18 protein-coding genes are annotated in these 17,213 nt (G+C 40.9%); 12 read left to right on the forward strand and 6 right to left on the reverse strand.

What is annotated here, in order from left to right:
* Nucleotides 1-422 precede the first annotated feature (422 nt).
* From ACSLGF_RS09660 to ACSLGF_RS09670, 3 genes are all read right to left on the reverse strand, one after another.
* On the reverse strand, nt 423-1,916 hold the full coding sequence (locus tag ACSLGF_RS09660) for a sodium:solute symporter family protein (RefSeq protein ID WP_456004774.1): 1,494 nt from the start codon (nt 1,914-1,916) through the stop codon (nt 423-425).
* Nucleotides 1,916-2,119 (reverse strand): DUF3311 domain-containing protein, encoded by a 204-nt coding sequence (locus ACSLGF_RS09665; protein WP_099727906.1) that lies wholly within the window; start codon nt 2,117-2,119, stop codon nt 1,916-1,918. Before ACSLGF_RS09665 ends, ACSLGF_RS09660 begins: the two co-directional genes overlap by 1 nt.
* Before the next feature lie 228 nt (nt 2,120-2,347).
* Nucleotides 2,348-2,965, reverse strand: a complete 618-nt coding sequence (locus tag ACSLGF_RS09670; protein ID WP_456004777.1) for a nitroreductase family protein — start codon at nt 2,963-2,965, stop codon at nt 2,348-2,350.
* Nucleotides 2,966-3,104: 139 nt separating this feature from the next.
* On the opposite strand from ACSLGF_RS09670, the gene ACSLGF_RS09675 reads away from it, so the two are divergent.
* Nucleotides 3,105-3,437, forward strand: coding sequence for a winged helix-turn-helix transcriptional regulator (locus ACSLGF_RS09675; protein ID WP_456004780.1), 333 nt, complete (start codon nt 3,105-3,107; stop codon nt 3,435-3,437).
* Nucleotides 3,438-3,512: 75 nt separating this feature from the next.
* Complete coding sequence (locus ACSLGF_RS09680) at nt 3,513-3,731, forward strand: hypothetical protein (RefSeq protein ID WP_003215921.1); 219 nt, start codon at nt 3,513-3,515, stop codon at nt 3,729-3,731.
* 40 nt (nt 3,732-3,771) lie between these two features.
* Here the strand turns inward: ACSLGF_RS09680 and ACSLGF_RS09685 are convergent, their stop codons facing one another.
* Nucleotides 3,772-4,245: an Hsp20/alpha crystallin family protein gene (locus ACSLGF_RS09685; protein ID WP_099727903.1), complete on the reverse strand. Its 474-nt coding sequence runs from the start codon at nt 4,243-4,245 to the stop codon at nt 3,772-3,774.
* Between the two features lie 95 nt (nt 4,246-4,340).
* Here ACSLGF_RS09685 and rarD point away from each other — a divergent pair, with 95 nt between their 5' ends.
* The 4 genes from rarD to bshB2 all read left to right on the forward strand — a co-directional run bounded on the left by rarD (nt 4,341) and on the right by bshB2 (nt 6,637).
* Nucleotides 4,341-5,246, forward strand: a complete 906-nt coding sequence (rarD, locus tag ACSLGF_RS09690; RefSeq protein ID WP_456005010.1) for an EamA family transporter RarD — start codon at nt 4,341-4,343, stop codon at nt 5,244-5,246.
* A gap of 78 nt (nt 5,247-5,324) precedes the next feature.
* On the forward strand, nt 5,325-5,606 hold the full coding sequence (locus ACSLGF_RS09695) for a hypothetical protein (protein WP_456004782.1): 282 nt from the start codon (nt 5,325-5,327) through the stop codon (nt 5,604-5,606).
* A complete protein-coding gene (locus ACSLGF_RS09700) occupies nt 5,603-5,953 on the forward strand; it encodes a YojF family protein (protein ID WP_008346474.1) in 351 nt (116 codons plus the stop codon). Before ACSLGF_RS09695 ends, ACSLGF_RS09700 begins: the two co-directional genes overlap by 4 nt.
* Before the next feature lie 18 nt (nt 5,954-5,971).
* A complete protein-coding gene (gene bshB2 / locus ACSLGF_RS09705; protein WP_456004785.1) occupies nt 5,972-6,637 on the forward strand; it encodes a bacillithiol biosynthesis deacetylase BshB2 in 666 nt (221 codons plus the stop codon).
* 46 nt (nt 6,638-6,683) lie between these two features.
* Here bshB2 and ACSLGF_RS09710 read toward each other — a convergent pair whose 3' ends face one another.
* Nucleotides 6,684-8,051, reverse strand: a complete 1,368-nt coding sequence (locus tag ACSLGF_RS09710; protein ID WP_456004787.1) for an MATE family efflux transporter — start codon at nt 8,049-8,051, stop codon at nt 6,684-6,686.
* A 59-nt stretch (nt 8,052-8,110) separates the two neighbouring features.
* Entirely contained in the window at nt 8,111-8,236 is a 126-nt protein-coding gene (locus ACSLGF_RS09715) for a hypothetical protein (protein ID WP_003215647.1), read from the reverse strand.
* Between the two features lie 69 nt (nt 8,237-8,305).
* Here ACSLGF_RS09715 and cdaS point away from each other — a divergent pair, with 69 nt between their 5' ends.
* From cdaS to sucA, 6 genes are all read left to right on the forward strand, one after another.
* Nucleotides 8,306-8,905, forward strand: a complete 600-nt coding sequence (gene cdaS / locus ACSLGF_RS09720) for a sporulation-specific diadenylate cyclase CdaS (RefSeq protein WP_456005012.1) — start codon at nt 8,306-8,308, stop codon at nt 8,903-8,905.
* Nucleotides 8,906-9,307: 402 nt separating this feature from the next.
* The gene (locus tag ACSLGF_RS09725; protein WP_456004790.1) at nt 9,308-10,594 is read left to right on the forward strand and encodes a LysM peptidoglycan-binding domain-containing protein; all 1,287 of its coding nucleotides are present in this window, start codon (nt 9,308-9,310) and stop codon (nt 10,592-10,594) included.
* 75 nt (nt 10,595-10,669) lie between these two features.
* Nucleotides 10,670-11,248: a superoxide dismutase family protein gene (locus ACSLGF_RS09730; protein ID WP_456004793.1), complete on the forward strand. Its 579-nt coding sequence runs from the start codon at nt 10,670-10,672 to the stop codon at nt 11,246-11,248.
* A gap of 89 nt (nt 11,249-11,337) precedes the next feature.
* Entirely contained in the window at nt 11,338-12,216 is an 879-nt protein-coding gene (locus tag ACSLGF_RS09735) for an AAA family ATPase (protein ID WP_456004796.1), read from the forward strand.
* A gap of 11 nt (nt 12,217-12,227) precedes the next feature.
* Nucleotides 12,228-14,144, forward strand: a complete 1,917-nt coding sequence (locus tag ACSLGF_RS09740) for a vWA domain-containing protein (protein ID WP_456004798.1) — start codon at nt 12,228-12,230, stop codon at nt 14,142-14,144.
* 224 nt (nt 14,145-14,368) lie between these two features.
* The gene (gene sucA, locus ACSLGF_RS09745) at nt 14,369-17,203 is read left to right on the forward strand and encodes a 2-oxoglutarate dehydrogenase E1 component (RefSeq protein ID WP_456004801.1); all 2,835 of its coding nucleotides are present in this window, start codon (nt 14,369-14,371) and stop codon (nt 17,201-17,203) included.
* The last annotated feature ends 10 nt before the right edge of the window (nt 17,204-17,213 follow it).

Genomic DNA, 17,213 nt, shown 5'->3' on the forward strand with positions numbered 1-17,213 from the left:
AATTCCCGCATGATCTCTTTCATAGGTACGCCTGCCAATCTCATTTCTACAGCCTTCCGTTTGACTTCAACCGGATAACTCACTCTTGTCCCCATAGAAAAAACACCTCCACGTCTTATTTCGGATAACAACGATCCGTTTTCAAACTTGAAGGTGTTTTTTATTTGTCTCATCTTATGGGGTCAGTCCCTCAGGGGACTGCTTTTAGATTGTTGACAAAGGGCTAAAATGATGTTTATTTTAGCCCTTTGTCTTCTTTTCAGCTCAGCGTGATAGAAAACCTTTGAAGTCTAGGAAGGACGAGCACTGGAGCGGAGCGAATTTGACATTCGTGAGCACCGGAGCGCAGACCTGACAAAGAATGCGAGGGTTTGTCTACACGCTGAAAGCAGTCCTCATTAGGGCACTGCTTTTTCTTATGCTTACGCTTCATTTGCCATCGTTGCTGCTTTTTCGTTGTCCTTTTCAAACAGATCATTTGTAACTGAATTGGATGTGACATTCTTTTGGAAGAATGGATTCAATATCAAGATGACCACAACGTTTGCTAGTAAACCGAGAAAGCCCTCATAAAGGCCGAACGTTACTTGTGTAATATTGGCTGTAAAGGTGACGATAATCCCTACGACCAGCCCTGCAATGGTTGCTTCTCTAGACTGTTTTTTCCAGAACAAGCTGATCGCAATCGCTGGGAAAATTTGAACCATTCCTGAAACACCGATCAGCTGGAGCGTGACGAGTGCAGTTGGGAAGAGCATCCCGAATAAAAGGGCCAGCCCGATGACAATAAACACCATCGAACGTGTAATGATGGTTAATCTTTTCGGTGTCACATTTGGATGGATTAAGTCACGGTATAAATTATTCGCAAATAAATTCGACGCGCCAATGGCCATGATGGAACATGGAATGAGAGAAGCCAGCGCAATCGTTGAATAAGCCAGCCCCTGCATCACGCCGCCATATGACGTTTGAATTAAATGAAGAAGAGCAAATCTTGGATTAGTATCTTCTGGTAAGACTAAAAATGCAATAAACCCAAGGAAGATGACCAAAATCAACACAATGTTATAAAGAGGCAAAAATATGCTGTTTTTACGGATGGCATCTGCGCTTTTGGCTGTAAAAACACCAGTTGCCGCGTGTGCCCACATAAAAAGAGCAAGGGCAGAAACGCCTGAAGCAGTAATGAACCACAAAATGCCTTTAGGACCGCCTTCAGGTATCGTCAGAAGCTGTGGTGCTTCCTTGACTAACGTATTCATCATAGGTGTCCATCCGTTAAAATGAATGATTGGCAGAGAAACCACCATAAAGAGCATGATCACCCAAACAAGAATATCCTTAATAATGGCTGTATATGTAGGTCCTTTAATACCGCTGAAAAATGTATAAAGTGCAACTAAAATAAATGAAATAATAACAACTGCATTCACATTAATATAACTAGTTCCAGCGACAGTTAACGTATCTTGAATCCCGCTCAGCTGAAGACAAATATAAGGAATAAGCATAAGTACACCAATAATGGCAATCAAACTAGATAACAGCTTGCTGTCAAACCGCTCACGTGCATAATCAGCAAGGGTTGTAAGCTTGTGATTTTTCGCAACTGTCCAAAGTTTCGGTAAGAAAAAATAAGCAATAAAATAAGCAAGAACCGAATAAGGGATAGCGAAAAAAGCGACACTTCCAGCTGTATAAGCTGTACTTGTGAGCCCTAAAAAGGTATAAGCTGTATATAAGTCTGCGCCAACGAGGAACCAGACGAGTAGCCCGCCGAATTTTCTCCCGCCGACAGACCATTCTTCTACCGACTGTCTTGACGATTTGTCACGACCAGCGGCAAATCCGATGACCACGACGATGAAAATAATACTTGCAGTAATCAATAAAGCTGTTAAATTTCCTTGCATTAGTCAGTTCCTCCATTTGAATGTTGCATCCGGTAAATGATAAATGTACAAACTGGTGTGAGAACAATCCATAGTAAGAGCCAGAAGTGGAAAAAGGGCAGCCCAATCACAAATGGATGAATACGATTCACAAAGGGAAGCAGTGCGAGCTGTCCGATGAAAGGAATCGATATAAGTAGTGCCAGCATCAATTTTTTATTCATGTTTTCCTCCTGAATATTTTGTAATTTCATAATAATAGCAGTTGTCAGATTAGATCACAAGACCATTTTCAGAAAAAACAATCATTTTTGATGATACCATACTAATATAACGCTTTCATTCGCAAAAAGACAGAAGAGTGAAGAGGGGGATTTGAAAAAAAGTATGGAGGAATAATATTTAAAACAAATAAAAAAGCCCCAGCATGAAAGCTGAGGCTCTGCCATTTTTTATAGGAAATCAGATACTTCTTCGATGTCAAAACGATTGCTTTTATGAGCTTCTTTTGCTGCTTTACCAACTGAGATCAGCATGACTGGTTCGTAGCGGCCGCTCACATTGAATTCTTTGATGTACGCTTCTTTACTAAAACCACCCATTGCGCATGTATCATATCCCATTGCTTTAGCAGCAATCATTAATTGCATAGCAGCTAATGATGCATTTGAATACGCTGCTTCACGTGCATACTGCTCACTTTGGTAAGCGCCATTAATTTGAGTCATGAGTGTTTCTTTAATATCTTCTGTAATGAAGCCTTGTTCTGCTAGCTCACTGTAGATTTGTTCGCCATTTTTATTGGCTTCAAGGTCACCTAACACTGCAATAACAGCTGATGCTTGTGAGACTTGCTTTTGGTTGTAAGCGATTGGAAGTAACTTTGCTTTTGATTCAGCACTATGGAATACAGTGAAATGCCAATGCTGAAGGTTCCACGCAGATGGTGCTTTTGTTGTAACATTAAGAAGTTCTGTTAGCTCTTCTTTTGTCATTTCATGAGTTGTATCATACTCTTTTACTGAAGCTCTTTCTTTTAAAATTTCAATCGTTTTTTGATCGCTCGCCATATGGATATTTCCTCCCGTTTTTGCAAATAGTATGGTACAATAAATAAAAAAGTGAGAAACTTACTTATTGTAACTAAAGATATTTTAAATTGTATACCGTTAGTTTGTCAAACAATCAGGAAAAGAAAGGCTGAAATATATGGAATTCCAATTATGTCCACACATTCAGCAAGCTTTTTTACTTCTTGGCAAAAGGTGGAATGGTCTCATTATTCATGTATTGCTTGATGGTCCAAAGCGGTTTAAAGACCTGACGGACATTATTCCATCCATCAGTCAAAAAATGCTCGCAGAACGCTTAAAAGAGCTTGAGAAAGAAGGAATTATAGAGCGAATTGTACTGCCTGAAACGCCTGTCAAAGTCATCTATTGTCTAACCGAAAAGGGGAATGCATTAAACGGTGTGTTTGGAGAAGTATCGCGCTGGGCAGGGGAATATGCTGGATCTCATGAAAAAAAGGAGCAAGCCTAGTTTCAGGTTTGCCCAAACGTTTTGACTCCTGATGAATATGCTGATGTTAGGCACATGACAAAGGAGGAGAAATGCATGTACCCTCATACTCCGTATTTTCGAGGCGGCGCCCCTGGCATTCCGCCATATGAATCCAGAGTCCCTTTGTTTTTTGGTTTTGGCGCTCCTTTAGTCGGCGGACTGCTTGGCGGATTTCTAGGAAGTGCGATTTTTAATTATCCTCGTCCATATTACCCGCCACCACCACCGCCTGTTCCACCACCTTATGGCGGCGGATATCCACCATATTATTAAGAAAATAGAGTAAGCCTGCTTCCATATCAAAGCAGGCTTTTTATAATGGAATATCAATTTCAGAAATTCCCGGATCATCATGCTTTAAGAACATAATTTCCAAAATACCCTCTTGATACGAAGCCTTCGTTCCTTTTCTTTTCACAGCAGCAGGCAGGACGATCTTCTTTTGTTCATTCTCTTCAGGAAAATGATCAATAAACAGCAGATTGGCTGTATGTTTGATTTTCACTTTTTCTGTGTTCGGACGAGCAAGCTCTATTTTGACAAACACGTGATCAGTTGTTTCAAACACTTCAACATTCGGCTCTTTCTCTTTTTTGACGTCTGGCTCTCTTGTTTTTTGATGCTGAGACAGCGGATCCTGGAAGGGAAACTGAGCAGAATAATTGGAGCCGAATACACTTTCCATCACTTGATTGACATATTGCTCAACGTCTTTAGGATCTGAATTTTTTAAGGCTTCTTTTGAAAATTGCTTTTGAAAAGGAAATAATCGGTTCCAGTCAAACATGCAAATCATCCTTTCTAAATGCCCTGAATTAGTATATGCCCATTCACCTGAGTGCGTGCTATAATATACGATAGGTTTAGAAAGGAATGGTTAGATTGAACGAACAGCAGCAATCAAAAGGTGTCCTGTATACTGCAGCATCTTTTACATTATGGGGGCTATTCCCATTATATTGGAAACTGATGGAGCATATTTCGTCAGGCGAAATTTTAGCGCACAGAATAGTATGGTCATTTGTTTTTATGTGCGGTATTCTCCTTTATTTAAAGCAAGTCCGCCCAGCAATGCAGACTGTGAAGGGGCTGATGATGGATGGAAAAGCACTTTTCTCATTACTTTTATCTGCTATTTTAATTTCGGTCAACTGGTATGTGTACATTTGGGCAGTCAACCATCATCTCATGCTAGAAGCAAGTTTAGGGTACTATATTAATCCGCTTGTATCTGTTTTATTAGGCATCCTTTTCTTGAAAGAACGACTTAATAAAATGCAAACGATCGCGATTCTCATTGCCGCCGCTGGCGTGATCATTTCAACGGTTCAGTACGGTTCATTTCCTGTCGTTGCTTTCTTATTAGCCTTTAGCTTTGGTTTCTATGGACTGATTAAAAAAAGGATGAGGTTTACAAGCGCGATTGGGTTAACGATTGAAACGCTGCTTCTCGCACCGGCTGCACTTGTTTATTTATTATTCTTCTTAAAAGAACCTGTGGTGACCATGAATCCAAACAGTTTCGGATCGCTGGGCCTCTTATTTTTTGCAGGGGTCTTTACAGCTGTGCCGCTACTTTTATTTTCTGAAGGCGCAAAAAGAATTCCTCTTTATCAAGTCGGCATTTTGCAATACATTGCACCGACGATTACGCTGTTTTTAGGGCTATTTGTGTATCACGAACACTTATCTGCAGCAAAAATCGTGACGTTTCTCTGTATTTGGGTGGCCATTTTACTGTTTACCACTTCACAATTACGCATGAAAAAAACAGCGAATTCTCATTAAAGAGAACAAGCAGTTTGCTTTTTTTTAAAGGCGGATCATGTCATAATAAGTTGTTACCAAAACTGTAGAGGTGATCACATGTCATCAGCCAATGAGCTTGCAACCGCTTATCGATCTTTATGGAAAAATCGTCAGCTTGATGCTGGTGATATGTCTTCTTTACACGAGGCCATACGTGATGATTTACTGGATGCTCGCACCCATCCGCGGGCGAGAAAATCGTTACATCAAAAGTATGTGCTCGCTGTGGAGAGAATATTAGAAAGTGAGCTTGAGCATGATCATCAATTGCAGCTGATCAGCTTACATACGAAAAAGCTGCGAGAATTAATTCAAAATGAAGGAAGGAACCACTCATGAAACCAATTCAAACGGAAGATGTCACTGCACATCTTGAATCGTTTTTAAATCGTCCAGTCTTCGTTCATCTTGAAACGACAACTGGTTCTTATTCAGCTCATGTAAATGAACAAAATATGACGGTCGTGGCGTATATCCGCAATGCGAAAGTTGTCTATTCACAGGCGAAAATAAAAGGACAAGGTCCGTACCGTGTTGGAATGAAAACAGAAGATGGCTGGATTTACGCAGAAGGCTTGACCGACTATGTGTTTGATGAACAAGGCCGCCTGCTATTAGCAGGGCACTTGCCAGACGGGAAACTAGCGATCTCATTACAAATTAGTGAAACACCATTTCAGGTGTAGGAGAAAGGGTGACGAGTGATGAACGAACATGTATTAGTGATGCTGCCTCACCCCGATGATGAATCCTATGGGGTCGCAGGTCTCATCGCACAAAGCAGAAAACGCGGAATTCCAGTCACGTATGCATGCGGGACACTTGGGGAAATGGGCAGAATTATGGGCAGCCCACCATATGCCAACCGTGAGACACTTCCTGAATTAAGAAAACAGGAATTAATCAATGCATGCAAAGAAATGGATATCACGGATTTACGTATGCTTGGACTACGTGATAAGACGCTCGAATTTGAAGATGATGAGTATTTGGCGGATGTGATGGAAAACATCATCGATGAAGTCAAACCAACACTCATTGTCACGTTTTATCCAGGACACGGTGTACACCCTGATCATGATGCGACAGGGGAAGCCGTCATCCGTGCTCTTTACCGCAAGAAAAAAGAAGACCGTCCTGTCACATACTGCATGGCCATTACGAGAAATAGAGAAGAAGTGCTAGGAAATGCAGATATTGCGATCGATATTACAGATGTAGCAGATATCAAATTAAATGCACTGAGAGCGCACAGAACGCAAACAGAAGGCATACTGAGAGAAATTGAGCAGAAACTGAAAAACAAAGAACCAGTCGTCCAAAAATGGTTGGATGAAGAAATTTTCTGGACGTACCAATGGAATGACTAATGAAAAAGGCAGCTGACATAGATCAGCTGCTTTTTTGTGTCGTATATTAATGATTGGATATATGTTTAAGTTGAGTCAGACGTTTTTCAATCAACCTGAGACGGATAAAGAGGACGATTGCACCAGCAGCAAGTCCGGCAATGAGACCGATCCAATAGCCGAACGCCCCAAATGAGGTATATGTGCCAATCAGGTAGCCGGCAGGAAGACCAATGACCCAGTAAGAGAAAAAAGCTGCAATGAGTGTATAGTTCACATCTTTATAGCCGCGAAGAGCCCCTTGAATCGGTGCAGCGATCGCATCTGACAACTGGAAAAAGATTGCGTAAATCAAAAAGTGCTGTGTCAGCTGTAAAACAGCCGAGTCAGTTGTATATAAACCTGCGATCTCTGGTCTAAATAACAAAATGAGTGTTGCCGTACATAATGAGAATAAAACAGCAGTTCCAATTCCAATATAGCTGTAGCTTTGCGCGTCTTTATACCGTATGGCACCGGCTTCAAAGCCAACGACGATCGTTAAAGCCATTGAGATACTGAGCGGTAAAATATATAAAATAGAAGCAAAGTTCATTGCTGCTTGGTGACTGGCGATCGTCACGGTATCAAAGTGACCCATTAAAAGCGTGACAGCTGCGAAAATGCTCGTTTCAAAAAAGATCGCAAACCCAATAGGGATACCGATTTTCAGTATTTGCCCCATACGGGAGATGTTGAACCGAGGCAGTTTTTGAAACAAACGAAATGAGGCAAATGGTTCTGCCTTGATGACAATACAAATGCTCATGATGAAAATGGCCCAATACGTCATCGCAGATGCAAGGCCAGCCCCTGCACCGCCTAGCTTTGGCAAGCCAAAATTCCCAAATATCAATAAATAATTTAAAACAAAGTTAATAGGAAGTGCTGTTAACGTAATAAACATCGTCACACGTGTTTTCCCTAATGCATCAATAAATGACCTCAACACTGAATAACCAAACAGCGGGATGATCCCAAAAGCAAGAAAGCTGAGAAAATGCCGGGCAATATCCTCTACGGATGGGGCAAGACCAAGTCCTCCTAATATGAAAGGGACGCTAATCGTTCCCATTACGATCACAACGACACTTAAAAGAAAGGATAAATAGATGGCCTGAAAGACAGCCTGAGGAACGTCTTGTTTTTGGCCTGCACCCATCAGCTGAGACACAATCGGAGTAACGGCCATTAATATACCGGCAAGCCCTGTATAAACAGGTGTCCAAATGCTAGAACCGATCGCGACACCCGCAAGGTCTTCTGCGCTCACCTTTCCAGACATCACCGTGTCTAAAAACGTAATAAGCGAAAGACCCGTTTGGGTGATTAAAATCGGGATCAAAATGGTTAGAAATTGTGCCAACTTTGTTCGAATGCTATTCGTTTCTCTCATCATAAGTTCCTCTCTGAACAGAAATAACGAGAGGAATTATATCATGCTATGTAAAAAAATCAATTCTCCGTCGGATTATTTTTCTTTGATGGCTTCGTTTTTTTAAACATTTGGGCATAAATAAAAGAAAGACTGACAACACCTAAAATGCTGCAAGCATATTGAATGACTTTCTGAATGGTCATATTGAGTTCACCTCCATACAAATAGAATGTGCACAATTTGTTATTTTATGACACAAGCAAGGAGGGACGATATTTAAATTAGAGATGAAATCACATTTGATGCAAATCATGATGGATGCAAGGAAAATCGCCGATTCTCTTGATGAGACGGAACAATGTCTTCTTTGTGACCTCGAATCATTGCATGATCAGTTTAATGAAATGCATGCAGGGGCTTCCTCGTTTTATTTGCAATTGTATATGGAGGAATTCACGCCTGGATTTGCTCAATTTTCGTTAGCGATTGAGCATTTATCTAAACAAAAGCACGGGGCGCTTATTGTGATTCAAAGGAGGGATGAAGTCGAGGATTTTATCCAAAAATGGACAAACCTTCATGCGAAAATTAGTGTATCATTAATAGAAAGCATTTTCTATCCTGGAAATCCACTTCATGATGGTGCTCTTTTAGTGAAAGAAAATATGCTCGTTTCCGCTGCAAATATGCTGCCGCTCACCTCAAAAAAAGTCAGTCCTTCTTTTGGCACAAGGCACAGGGCAGCCATCGGTCTTTCCGGGATGACCGACGCACTGGTTCTCGTTGTATCAGAAGAAACGGGAAAGATGTCGTTTGCTAAAGAAGGAGTGCTTTATCCGCTCACCGTGAAAGATCCGGAAATAAGAAAATAAAAACGAATCGCTTCATTCTTCATTGGGAAGGATGCTTTTTTCATTTGAGGAGAAAAAACAGCCAATTAAGTAAAAAGTCATTTGATACAGAAAAATTTGTCATGTAGAATAGAACTATGAAACTAGCAAAGTGCTTGTTTTGACAAATTTCTAAACGTCAACTTAAAATTCCTTAAAAAATGTTTATAAATACAGCAAACAGCCGATAGAAACGATATGGCGTTGTTTCAGCATTTTGAGTTTGCTGCTCTAACCTATTTGTTATTGCCCAACGTCTTCATGTCGAGTAATATAATAGAAATAAAGATAAATAGTGCAAGAGAAGCAGAACCGTTAAATGCTAAACTCAAAACTAGTACAAAAGTTTTGTTGAACGAAATCATGAAAGGCGGAGATTCATCTATGAAGAAAAAAGTAGTAACCGGCCTCACTGTTTCAGCGATCGCAGGCTCAGCTGTTATTGCTGCACCGGCAGAAGCACAGACGATCAAGGTGAAAAGCGGTGACTCACTTTGGAAGATTGCCGAACAGTACAATACAAGTATTTCGGAGCTTCAATCTCTTAATCAATTAAAAACGACGATGATTTTTGCAGGACAAAGCTTAAAAATTCCTGGCGCAAAAAGTAAAAAATCCAGCTCATCAACAGGCTCAAAAGCGACGAAATCAGGTGCTTCAACGACATCTAGCTATACTGTGAAGCTTGGAGATTCACTATGGCTGATTGCGAAAAATCATAAAATGTCAGTCGCAAGCTTGAAAAGCCTAAACAGCTTAAACAGTGACCTGATTCGACCTGGTCAAAAGCTGAAAGTCTCTGGGAGCACGAAGACGAGCGGCAGTCAGTCATCAAATTCAAACTCAAGCAATAAGACGACGAACTCAAATAGTTCATCGTCATCTAGTACATACAATGTCAAATTAGGCGATTCTCTTTGGAAAATTGCGAATTCGTTAAATATGTCGATTGGTGAAATCAAAACATTAAACGGGTTAAAATCTGATATGATTTATCCGAATCAAGTATTGAAAGTAAAAGGGACGGCTGCATCAAAACCAAGTCAGCCGAAAGCCCCTGCTAAGCCTAGCAACCCGCCTTCAAGCGGGAAAACAACATCTTATACCGTAAAATCAGGTGATTCATTATGGAAAATTGCGAATCAGTTTAAAGTGCAGGTTCAATCCATTCGCACGGCAAACAGCCTGAAAAGTGATGTGCTTAGAATTGGACAAGTGTTAAAAATTAATGGGACGGCTTCCGGCTCTAATGGTTCTACGTCTAACGGTTCAACAACTCCAGTCAACAATAACAAAACCGATGTTCCAATGAATGCAAAAATCACGACGATGATCCAAGAAGGTAAAAAGCTGACAGGAATTCCTTACAGATGGGGCGGTAATACACCAGCTGGGTTTGATTGCAGCGGCTTTATATACTATCTCATTAACAAGGTTTCATCTGTATCTAGATTAAGCACAGCGGGCTACTGGAATATGATGACGCCTGTCAGCACACCGCAAGTTGGAGATTTTGTTTATTTTACAACATACAAAGCAGGTCCTTCTCACATGGGACTATACCTGGGTGGAGGAGATTTCCTTCATGCAAGTGACAGCGGAGTAGGTATTTCGAACTTAAGTAACTCATATTGGAAAAAAGCCTATTTAGGTGCAAAACGTTTCTTCTAAAAAAGCCGGTTTTCGGCTTTTTTTGTTTGCCCTCTCATGAGATTGTCCATACTGATAACAAAAGGGGGCAGTCATATGAAAAAGTCAGTGTGGACGATCATGATGTGTTTGGTCTTTCTCGTATCAGCATGTCATGCACCGCCGAAAAAAGAAATGGCAGAAGAAAGTCATGAAGTTGCAGCACCTAAACAAGCGCCGGTGACCACTTCATTGATCAATGAAAATGGGCAGAAAATAGGAAGCATCGAAGTGAGAGAATCTTCAGCAAATGGTCTGGATCTACACGTGAAAGCAAAAGGGTTACCACCAGGTCCTCATGGCTTCCATATTCACGAGACAGGTGTATGTGAAGCGCCAGATTTTGAAACGGCAGGTCCTCATTTTAATCCAACGCATAGGGAGCATGGCTTTGACAACCCAAAGGGGCATCATGCTGGAGATATGCCTAATTTAGAGGTAGGAGCAGATGGCCAAATTGATGTCGTCGTCAATGTACCAGATGTGACGTTAAAGGGAGGTCCGAATCAATTAATTGGTCAAAATGGGCGAAGCTTTATCATTCATGCAGAAGCAGATGATTATTTAAGCAACCCTTCTGGAAACTCTGGAAAGCGAATTGCTTGCGGAGCGATCACAAAAGAAATGGTAAAATAACAGAAGACGAACCTTTATGTATTGAGTGCATAAAGGTTTTTTTAGTATACTTGGTGAGGAAAATGATCGAAGAGAGGAATTAATCATATATGTTCAACCAACAATCACTCCCAGAAGAAATTCAAGCAATGATCAAAGCGAAAGCAAAAGTGCTAGAAGAAGAATTCCGTCCGCTCATTGGAACAGGCGGCTATGAATCACAGGATACTTCTATCATTCAAGATGCCATGATTGCACTAGCACTAGGAAAAAACGTTCTATTAAAAGGGCCAACTGGCTCAGGTAAAACAAAACTAGCAGAAACTTTATCCGCTTTCTTTCAGCAGCCGATGCACAGTGTGAACTGCTCGGTTGATCTAGATGCAGAAAGCTTAATTGGCTATAAAACCATCCACAATGATGGTCAGATCGCTTCTATTGAATTCATTGAAGGACCCGTTACAAAAGCAATGAAAAAAGGCCACCTTTTATATATTGATGAAATCAACATGGCGAAACCGGAAACACTGCCTATTTTAAACGGTGTACTCGACTACCGAAAAATGATGACAAACCCATTTACAGGTGAGGTTGTCAGAGCTGAAGAGGGCTTTGGCGTCATTGCGGCAATCAACGAAGGGTATGTTGGCACAGTGCCTCTAAATGAAGCGATGAAAAACCGTTTTGTTGTCATTGATGTTCCTTACATCGGCGGCGGCATCCTGAAAGATGTCCTGCAATCTCAATCTGTTTTAAAGGATGAGCGGTTAATCGACCAATTCGTTCAGCTCTCATCAGACTTGATTACACAAGCGCACAATGGACAGGTCAGTGAAGAAGCAGCATCCATTCGTGCCCTCTTAGATACATGTGATCTTGCACAATATATCCCGCCGCTTCGTGCAGTGGAACGAGGGATTGTTGAAAAGCTAGAAGATGACCGGGAAAAAGCAGCGGTAAGAAATATCGCCCAAACATTATTCGAGTGAGGTTCTGACTTTTGAAATTCATCAAATTTAATGACAGCAGAATCGATTCATTTCTATTTATGGAATTAACAGATTTAGCCAAAACGTTAGCGAAAAGTGATGATGTCGAGCTTGAATACGGCGTGCAGTCCTACTATGAACCTTTTGAAAAGAAAATTTTCATCAGCCATTTTTGGGATGATCGTAAACAAGCAGACATGACAGCAGGGCTAAAAAGTGATGTTTTCCTGCGTGCAGTAGGGACAGTCTATAGTGATCTCACTGTATTTGAGGACATGATCCGCTACGCCCACACTTTATCCATTCCTGATGTATGTAAACAATTGTTTATGCTGTTTGAAGATATCCGCATTGAAGAGCAAATTAAACGCGACCGCCCAGGAACAAAAAAGGTGTTTAAACGGAGAAGAGAGCTTTACAGGCGCCACTTTAAGACGCAATTAACGATTAACCAAGAACGAACCATTTTAACGGATGCACTCTTCTGCGCGATTTATGTGAAGCTGACAGCTGATTCACCGCTGGAAGAGATTCCGCCCCTTCACGAGCAGATTCATCCAATGATTCCGTTTATTGAGTCAAGTCTTGAACGTGTATATGAAGCAGGTTCAACATCTGACATCGCAGCCATTGTAAAAGAATTGACAGAAGGCTTTGATGAGCTTCTTGAAAAAGATATGCTGAATACGTACTTTTTCTTTCCAGAATTGGACTATGAAAAAGCGGCAAAAGAACCGCTGTTCCATGACTTAAAAAGAAAACCTAAATTAAGTGAGGACATCAAAGTCGACCGGGAAAAAGAGGGGGATGAAGACATCCACCAAGAATATATGGAAGTATGGCATAGGGAAACTGAAGCGCCATCAAAAAGCTTCCTTCAATTTGATTTAGAACACGGCGGTAAGAGTGATCTCGGCAGGGATGCAGCAAGAGAAGGTGACGATGGAGACCAGGCGCTTGGAACTGTTCAAGGCTCTGCAAAACAAACACATCGAAAAGATTATTCAAAGCTCGAAGCATTAGAAGAGGCTGAAGGCGAAGAAAGCGGAGCAGATGCTCATGAGAATGGAAAAGAGAACAAATATGCGTTTCCAATCATGATATCGCCTGAGCCGCCTGAGCCAGAGCAAATAGATGTGTACAAGCAGCATGCAAAGGCGATCGAGCCTTACCAGAAACGCTTAAAGCAGATGATTCAAAAAACACTTGAACATAAAAAATCATGGCCAAAAACTGATCTTCATGCAGGTCGTCTGAGTAAAAAGCTCATTCGCTATTTTACAGAGTCTAACCCGCGTCTTTTCTATAAAAAGCAGGCACCGTCTTCTCAAATTGATGCTGTTTTCACCTTATTAGTTGACTGTTCTGCGAGCATGTTTGACAAGATGGATGAGACGAAAAAGGGGATTGTGCTATTTCATGAAGCATTAAAATCCGTTCAAGTACCACATCAAATTGTTGGGTTTTGGGAAGATACAAACGATGCAACAGAAACAAGTCAGCCGAACTATTTCAACACAGTCGTGTCGTTCAAAGATTCTTTATTTGATGCAGGACCTTCCATTATGTCACTTGAGCCAGAAGAGGATAACCGGGACGGCTATGCGATTCGTCAAATGACGAAAATGATTTTAAAACGAAGAGAAGAGCAAAAGTTTCTCATTGTATTCTCAGACGGAGAGCCAGCTGCGTTCAGCTACGAACAAAATGGGATCGTGGATACACATGAAGCAGTTCTTGAAGCGAGGAAAAAGGGAATTGAAGTGATCAACGTGTTTTTATCCAATTCGCCGATTGAAGAAGCACAGATGAAAACCATCCAAGATATGTATGGCAAGTTCAGCATTTTTGTACCAGATGTCGATACATTGCCAGATGTCTTATATCCATTATTGAAGAAACTGCTGCATAAAAGCATTGGGGCATAAGGTTTTGCCCCTTTCTTCAAAATATTTTTCGGAATGATTTAAATTTTTTGTTTTTCTGTGAATTTTTTATCTTTAATTGAACAAAGAATGTAGAAAGTAATCCGAAACAGTGGTAGAATATTATTGGAAGCGTTTTATTACATAAATTTGGTCATTGTGTTCTGGAAGTTATATCGAGATAGTGTTCAATCACTTGATGATCAAAGTTGGGGGTAGTGTTCAAAATGTTTCAAAATGATGTGAAACAACCGTTGAGTTGGGAAGAATTTCATGGTCCGAACCTCGGCTATGTGCTCGAGCTCTACGATCAGTATGTCCAAGATCCTAATAGTGTTGACGAAGATCTAAGAGGCATATTTGATGAACTTGGTGCACCACCGAGTGAAATGAAGGAGGAAATTGGGAAAAAAGAAAATAATGTAGTTACTTCTGAACAAATCCAAAAGATAGCATCAGTCGTTAAACTGGCAGAAGACATCAGAACGTATGGCCATTTAAATGCTTCCGTCAATCCTCTTCGCAAAGAAAAGGAATTACAAGAGCTGTTTCCTTTAAAGGAGTACGGTTTAACAGAAGAAGATGTTAAGAATATTCCGATATCGATTATTTGTGCAAACGCACCAAAACACATTTCAAACGGCATAGAAGCCATTAACCATTTGAGAAATACGTATAAGCGCACCATTTCATTTGAGTTTGATCACGTGCATGACTTCGAAGAACGAAACTGGCTCTCAAGCTCTATCGAGTCTGGTGAACTATTTAAGAAAAAACCAGCGGATAAACTAGTTTCTGTATTCAAAAGATTAACAGAAGTCGAGTACTTTGAGCAGTTCCTGCATAAAACATTTGTTGGGCAAAAGCGCTTTTCTATCGAAGGATTAGATGCACTTGTCCCAGTACTTGATGAAATTATATCAGAGTCTGTTACAGAAGGGACTTCAAATATTAACATTGGAATGGCACACAGAGGCCGTTTAAATGTATTAGCACATGTTTTAGGAAAACCATATGAGATCATTTTCTCAGAATTCCAGCATGCGCCAAATAAAGAGCTTGTTCCATCAGAAGGCTCTATTGGCATTAGCTACGGATGGACAGGGGATGTCAAGTACCATCTTGGAGCTGACCGTCAAATTAAAGAAGAAGATACAAAGAGTGCGAGAGTCACGCTTGCTAATAACCCAAGTCACTTGGAGTTTATTGACCCAATTATTGAAGGAAGCACACGTGCCGCTCAGGAATTACGTACTCAAAAAGGCTATCCAGTACAAGACGTTGAAAAAGCGTTAGCCATCTTAATTCATGGTGATGCGGCATTTCCTGGAGAAGGAATTGTGGCAGAAACATTAAATTTAAGTCAACTTGTAGGCTATCAAGTTGGTGGAACAATCCATATTATTGCAAACAACATGATCGGGTTCACAACGGAAAGCAATGAATCTCGTTCGACGAAATATGCAAGTGACCTTGCAAAAGGTTTTGAGATTCCAATTGTTCACGTCAATGCAGATGATCCGGAAGCATGTTTAGCGGCTGTTCAGCTAGCTGTAGAATACCGCAAACGCTTCAAGAAGGATTTCTTAATTGACTTGATCGGTTACCGCAGATATGGTCATAACGAAATGGATGAGCCTTCTACAACTCAGCCAATGCTATATGATGCAGTCAGAAAGCATAAAACGGTCAAGAATATCTTTGCAGATAAACTTGTCACAGAAGGTCTTCTGACAAAAGAACAACGAGAAGAAATTGAGCAGGCTGTGACGACGAAGATAGAAGAAGCCTATAAAAAAGTGCCTTCAAAGAAAGAACATACGATTCAAGAAATCGAACTGCCAGAGCCTGTATCAAATGGCTTCCCAGCGGTGGATACATCAGTAGAATTTGATATATTAAGAAAGCTGAATGAAGAATTAATTAGCTGGCCGAAAGATTTCCAAGTATTCGGTAAGCTAAAACGGATCCTTGAAAAACGTGCAAAGGTGTTTACAGATGACCGTAAAGTGGAATGGTCACTTGGTGAAGCACTGGCATTTGCATCTATATTAAAAGACGGTACGCCAATTCGAATGACCGGACAGGATTCAGAGCGAGGCACATTTGCTCAAAGAAACCTTGTTCTTCACGACAGTCAAACGGGAGATGAATTTATTGCTCTTCATGAACTGAGTGATGCGAATGCATCATTTACAGTCCATAACAGTCCACTGTCGGAAGGCTCTGTCATTGGATTTGAATATGGTTATAATGTCTATTCTCCTGAAACATTAGTGATTTGGGAAGCTCAATTTGGAGACTTCGCAAATGCGGCTCAAGTGTATTTCGATCAATTTATTTCAGCAGGCCGCGCAAAATGGGGACAAAAATCAGGTTTAGTCATGCTCTTGCCGCACGGATATGAAGGACAAGGTCCTGAACATTCAAGTGGAAGAACAGAGCGCTTCCTGCAATCAGCTGCTGAGAATAACTGGACAGTTGCGAACCTGACAAGTGCAGCGCAATACTTCCACATTCTTAGAAGACAGGCAAAAATGCTGCTTCGTGAAGAGATTCGTCCGCTTGTCATCATGACACCGAAGAGTCTGCTTCGTAACCCGAACACATTGTCTGAAGTCCAAGAATTAACGGATGGACAGTTCCGTCCAGTTCTTGAACAGCCAGGTCTTGTGCATGATCATGAAAAAGTTTCACGACTCGTTCTATCTAGCGGGAAGGTATCGATCGATATTAGTGATCGTTTTACTCAAATGGAAGAGCCAAAAGATTGGCTTCATATTGCAAGAGTGGAACAACTATATCCATTCCCAGCCAAGGATATTAAAGCAATTTTAACGAAACTGACAAACTTAGAAGAAATCGTATGGGTGCAAGAAGAACCACAAAATATGGGGGCTTGGGGATACATTGAGCCATATTTACGTGAAATTGCGTCTGGAAAAGTAAAAGTACGTTACATCGGCCGAAGAAGACGTTCAAGTACGGCTGAGGGTGATCCAACTGTGCATAAAAAAGAACAAGAACGAATTGTATCTGATAGCTTGACTCGCAAAAACTAAGGGGGAAATG

The organism is Bacillus sp. A015 (genome assembly GCF_053851875.1).

Bases quoted from the DNA above. Each gene is read 5' to 3' on its own strand.
- ACSLGF_RS09735 (WP_456004796.1), top strand. From the start codon at position 11,338: ATGTTCAACCAACAATCACTCCCAGAAGAAATTCAAGCAATGATCAAA.
- bshB2 (WP_456004785.1), top strand. From the start codon at position 5,972: ATGAACGAACATGTATTAGTGATGCTGCCTCACCCCGATGATGAATCC.
- ACSLGF_RS09715 (WP_003215647.1), bottom strand. From the start codon at position 8,236: ATGACCATTCAGAAAGTCATTCAATATGCTTGCAGCATTTTAGGTGTT.
- ACSLGF_RS09665 (WP_099727906.1), bottom strand. From the start codon at position 2,119: ATGAATAAAAAATTGATGCTGGCACTACTTATATCGATTCCTTTCATC.
- ACSLGF_RS09730 (WP_456004793.1), top strand. From the start codon at position 10,670: ATGAAAAAGTCAGTGTGGACGATCATGATGTGTTTGGTCTTTCTCGTA.
- ACSLGF_RS09660 (WP_456004774.1), bottom strand. From the start codon at position 1,916: ATGCAAGGAAATTTAACAGCTTTATTGATTACTGCAAGTATTATTTTC.
- ACSLGF_RS09695 (WP_456004782.1), top strand. From the start codon at position 5,325: ATGTCATCAGCCAATGAGCTTGCAACCGCTTATCGATCTTTATGGAAA.
- ACSLGF_RS09685 (WP_099727903.1), bottom strand. From the start codon at position 4,245: ATGTTTGACTGGAACCGATTATTTCCTTTTCAAAAGCAATTTTCAAAA.
- ACSLGF_RS09710 (WP_456004787.1), bottom strand. From the start codon at position 8,051: ATGAGAGAAACGAATAGCATTCGAACAAAGTTGGCACAATTTCTAACC.
- ACSLGF_RS09700 (WP_008346474.1), top strand. From the start codon at position 5,603: ATGAAACCAATTCAAACGGAAGATGTCACTGCACATCTTGAATCGTTT.
- ACSLGF_RS09680 (WP_003215921.1), top strand. From the start codon at position 3,513: ATGTACCCTCATACTCCGTATTTTCGAGGCGGCGCCCCTGGCATTCCG.
- ACSLGF_RS09675 (WP_456004780.1), top strand. From the start codon at position 3,105: ATGGAATTCCAATTATGTCCACACATTCAGCAAGCTTTTTTACTTCTT.
- ACSLGF_RS09670 (WP_456004777.1), bottom strand. From the start codon at position 2,965: ATGGCGAGCGATCAAAAAACGATTGAAATTTTAAAAGAAAGAGCTTCA.
- ACSLGF_RS09725 (WP_456004790.1), top strand. From the start codon at position 9,308: ATGAAGAAAAAAGTAGTAACCGGCCTCACTGTTTCAGCGATCGCAGGC.
- sucA (WP_456004801.1), top strand. From the start codon at position 14,369: ATGTTTCAAAATGATGTGAAACAACCGTTGAGTTGGGAAGAATTTCAT.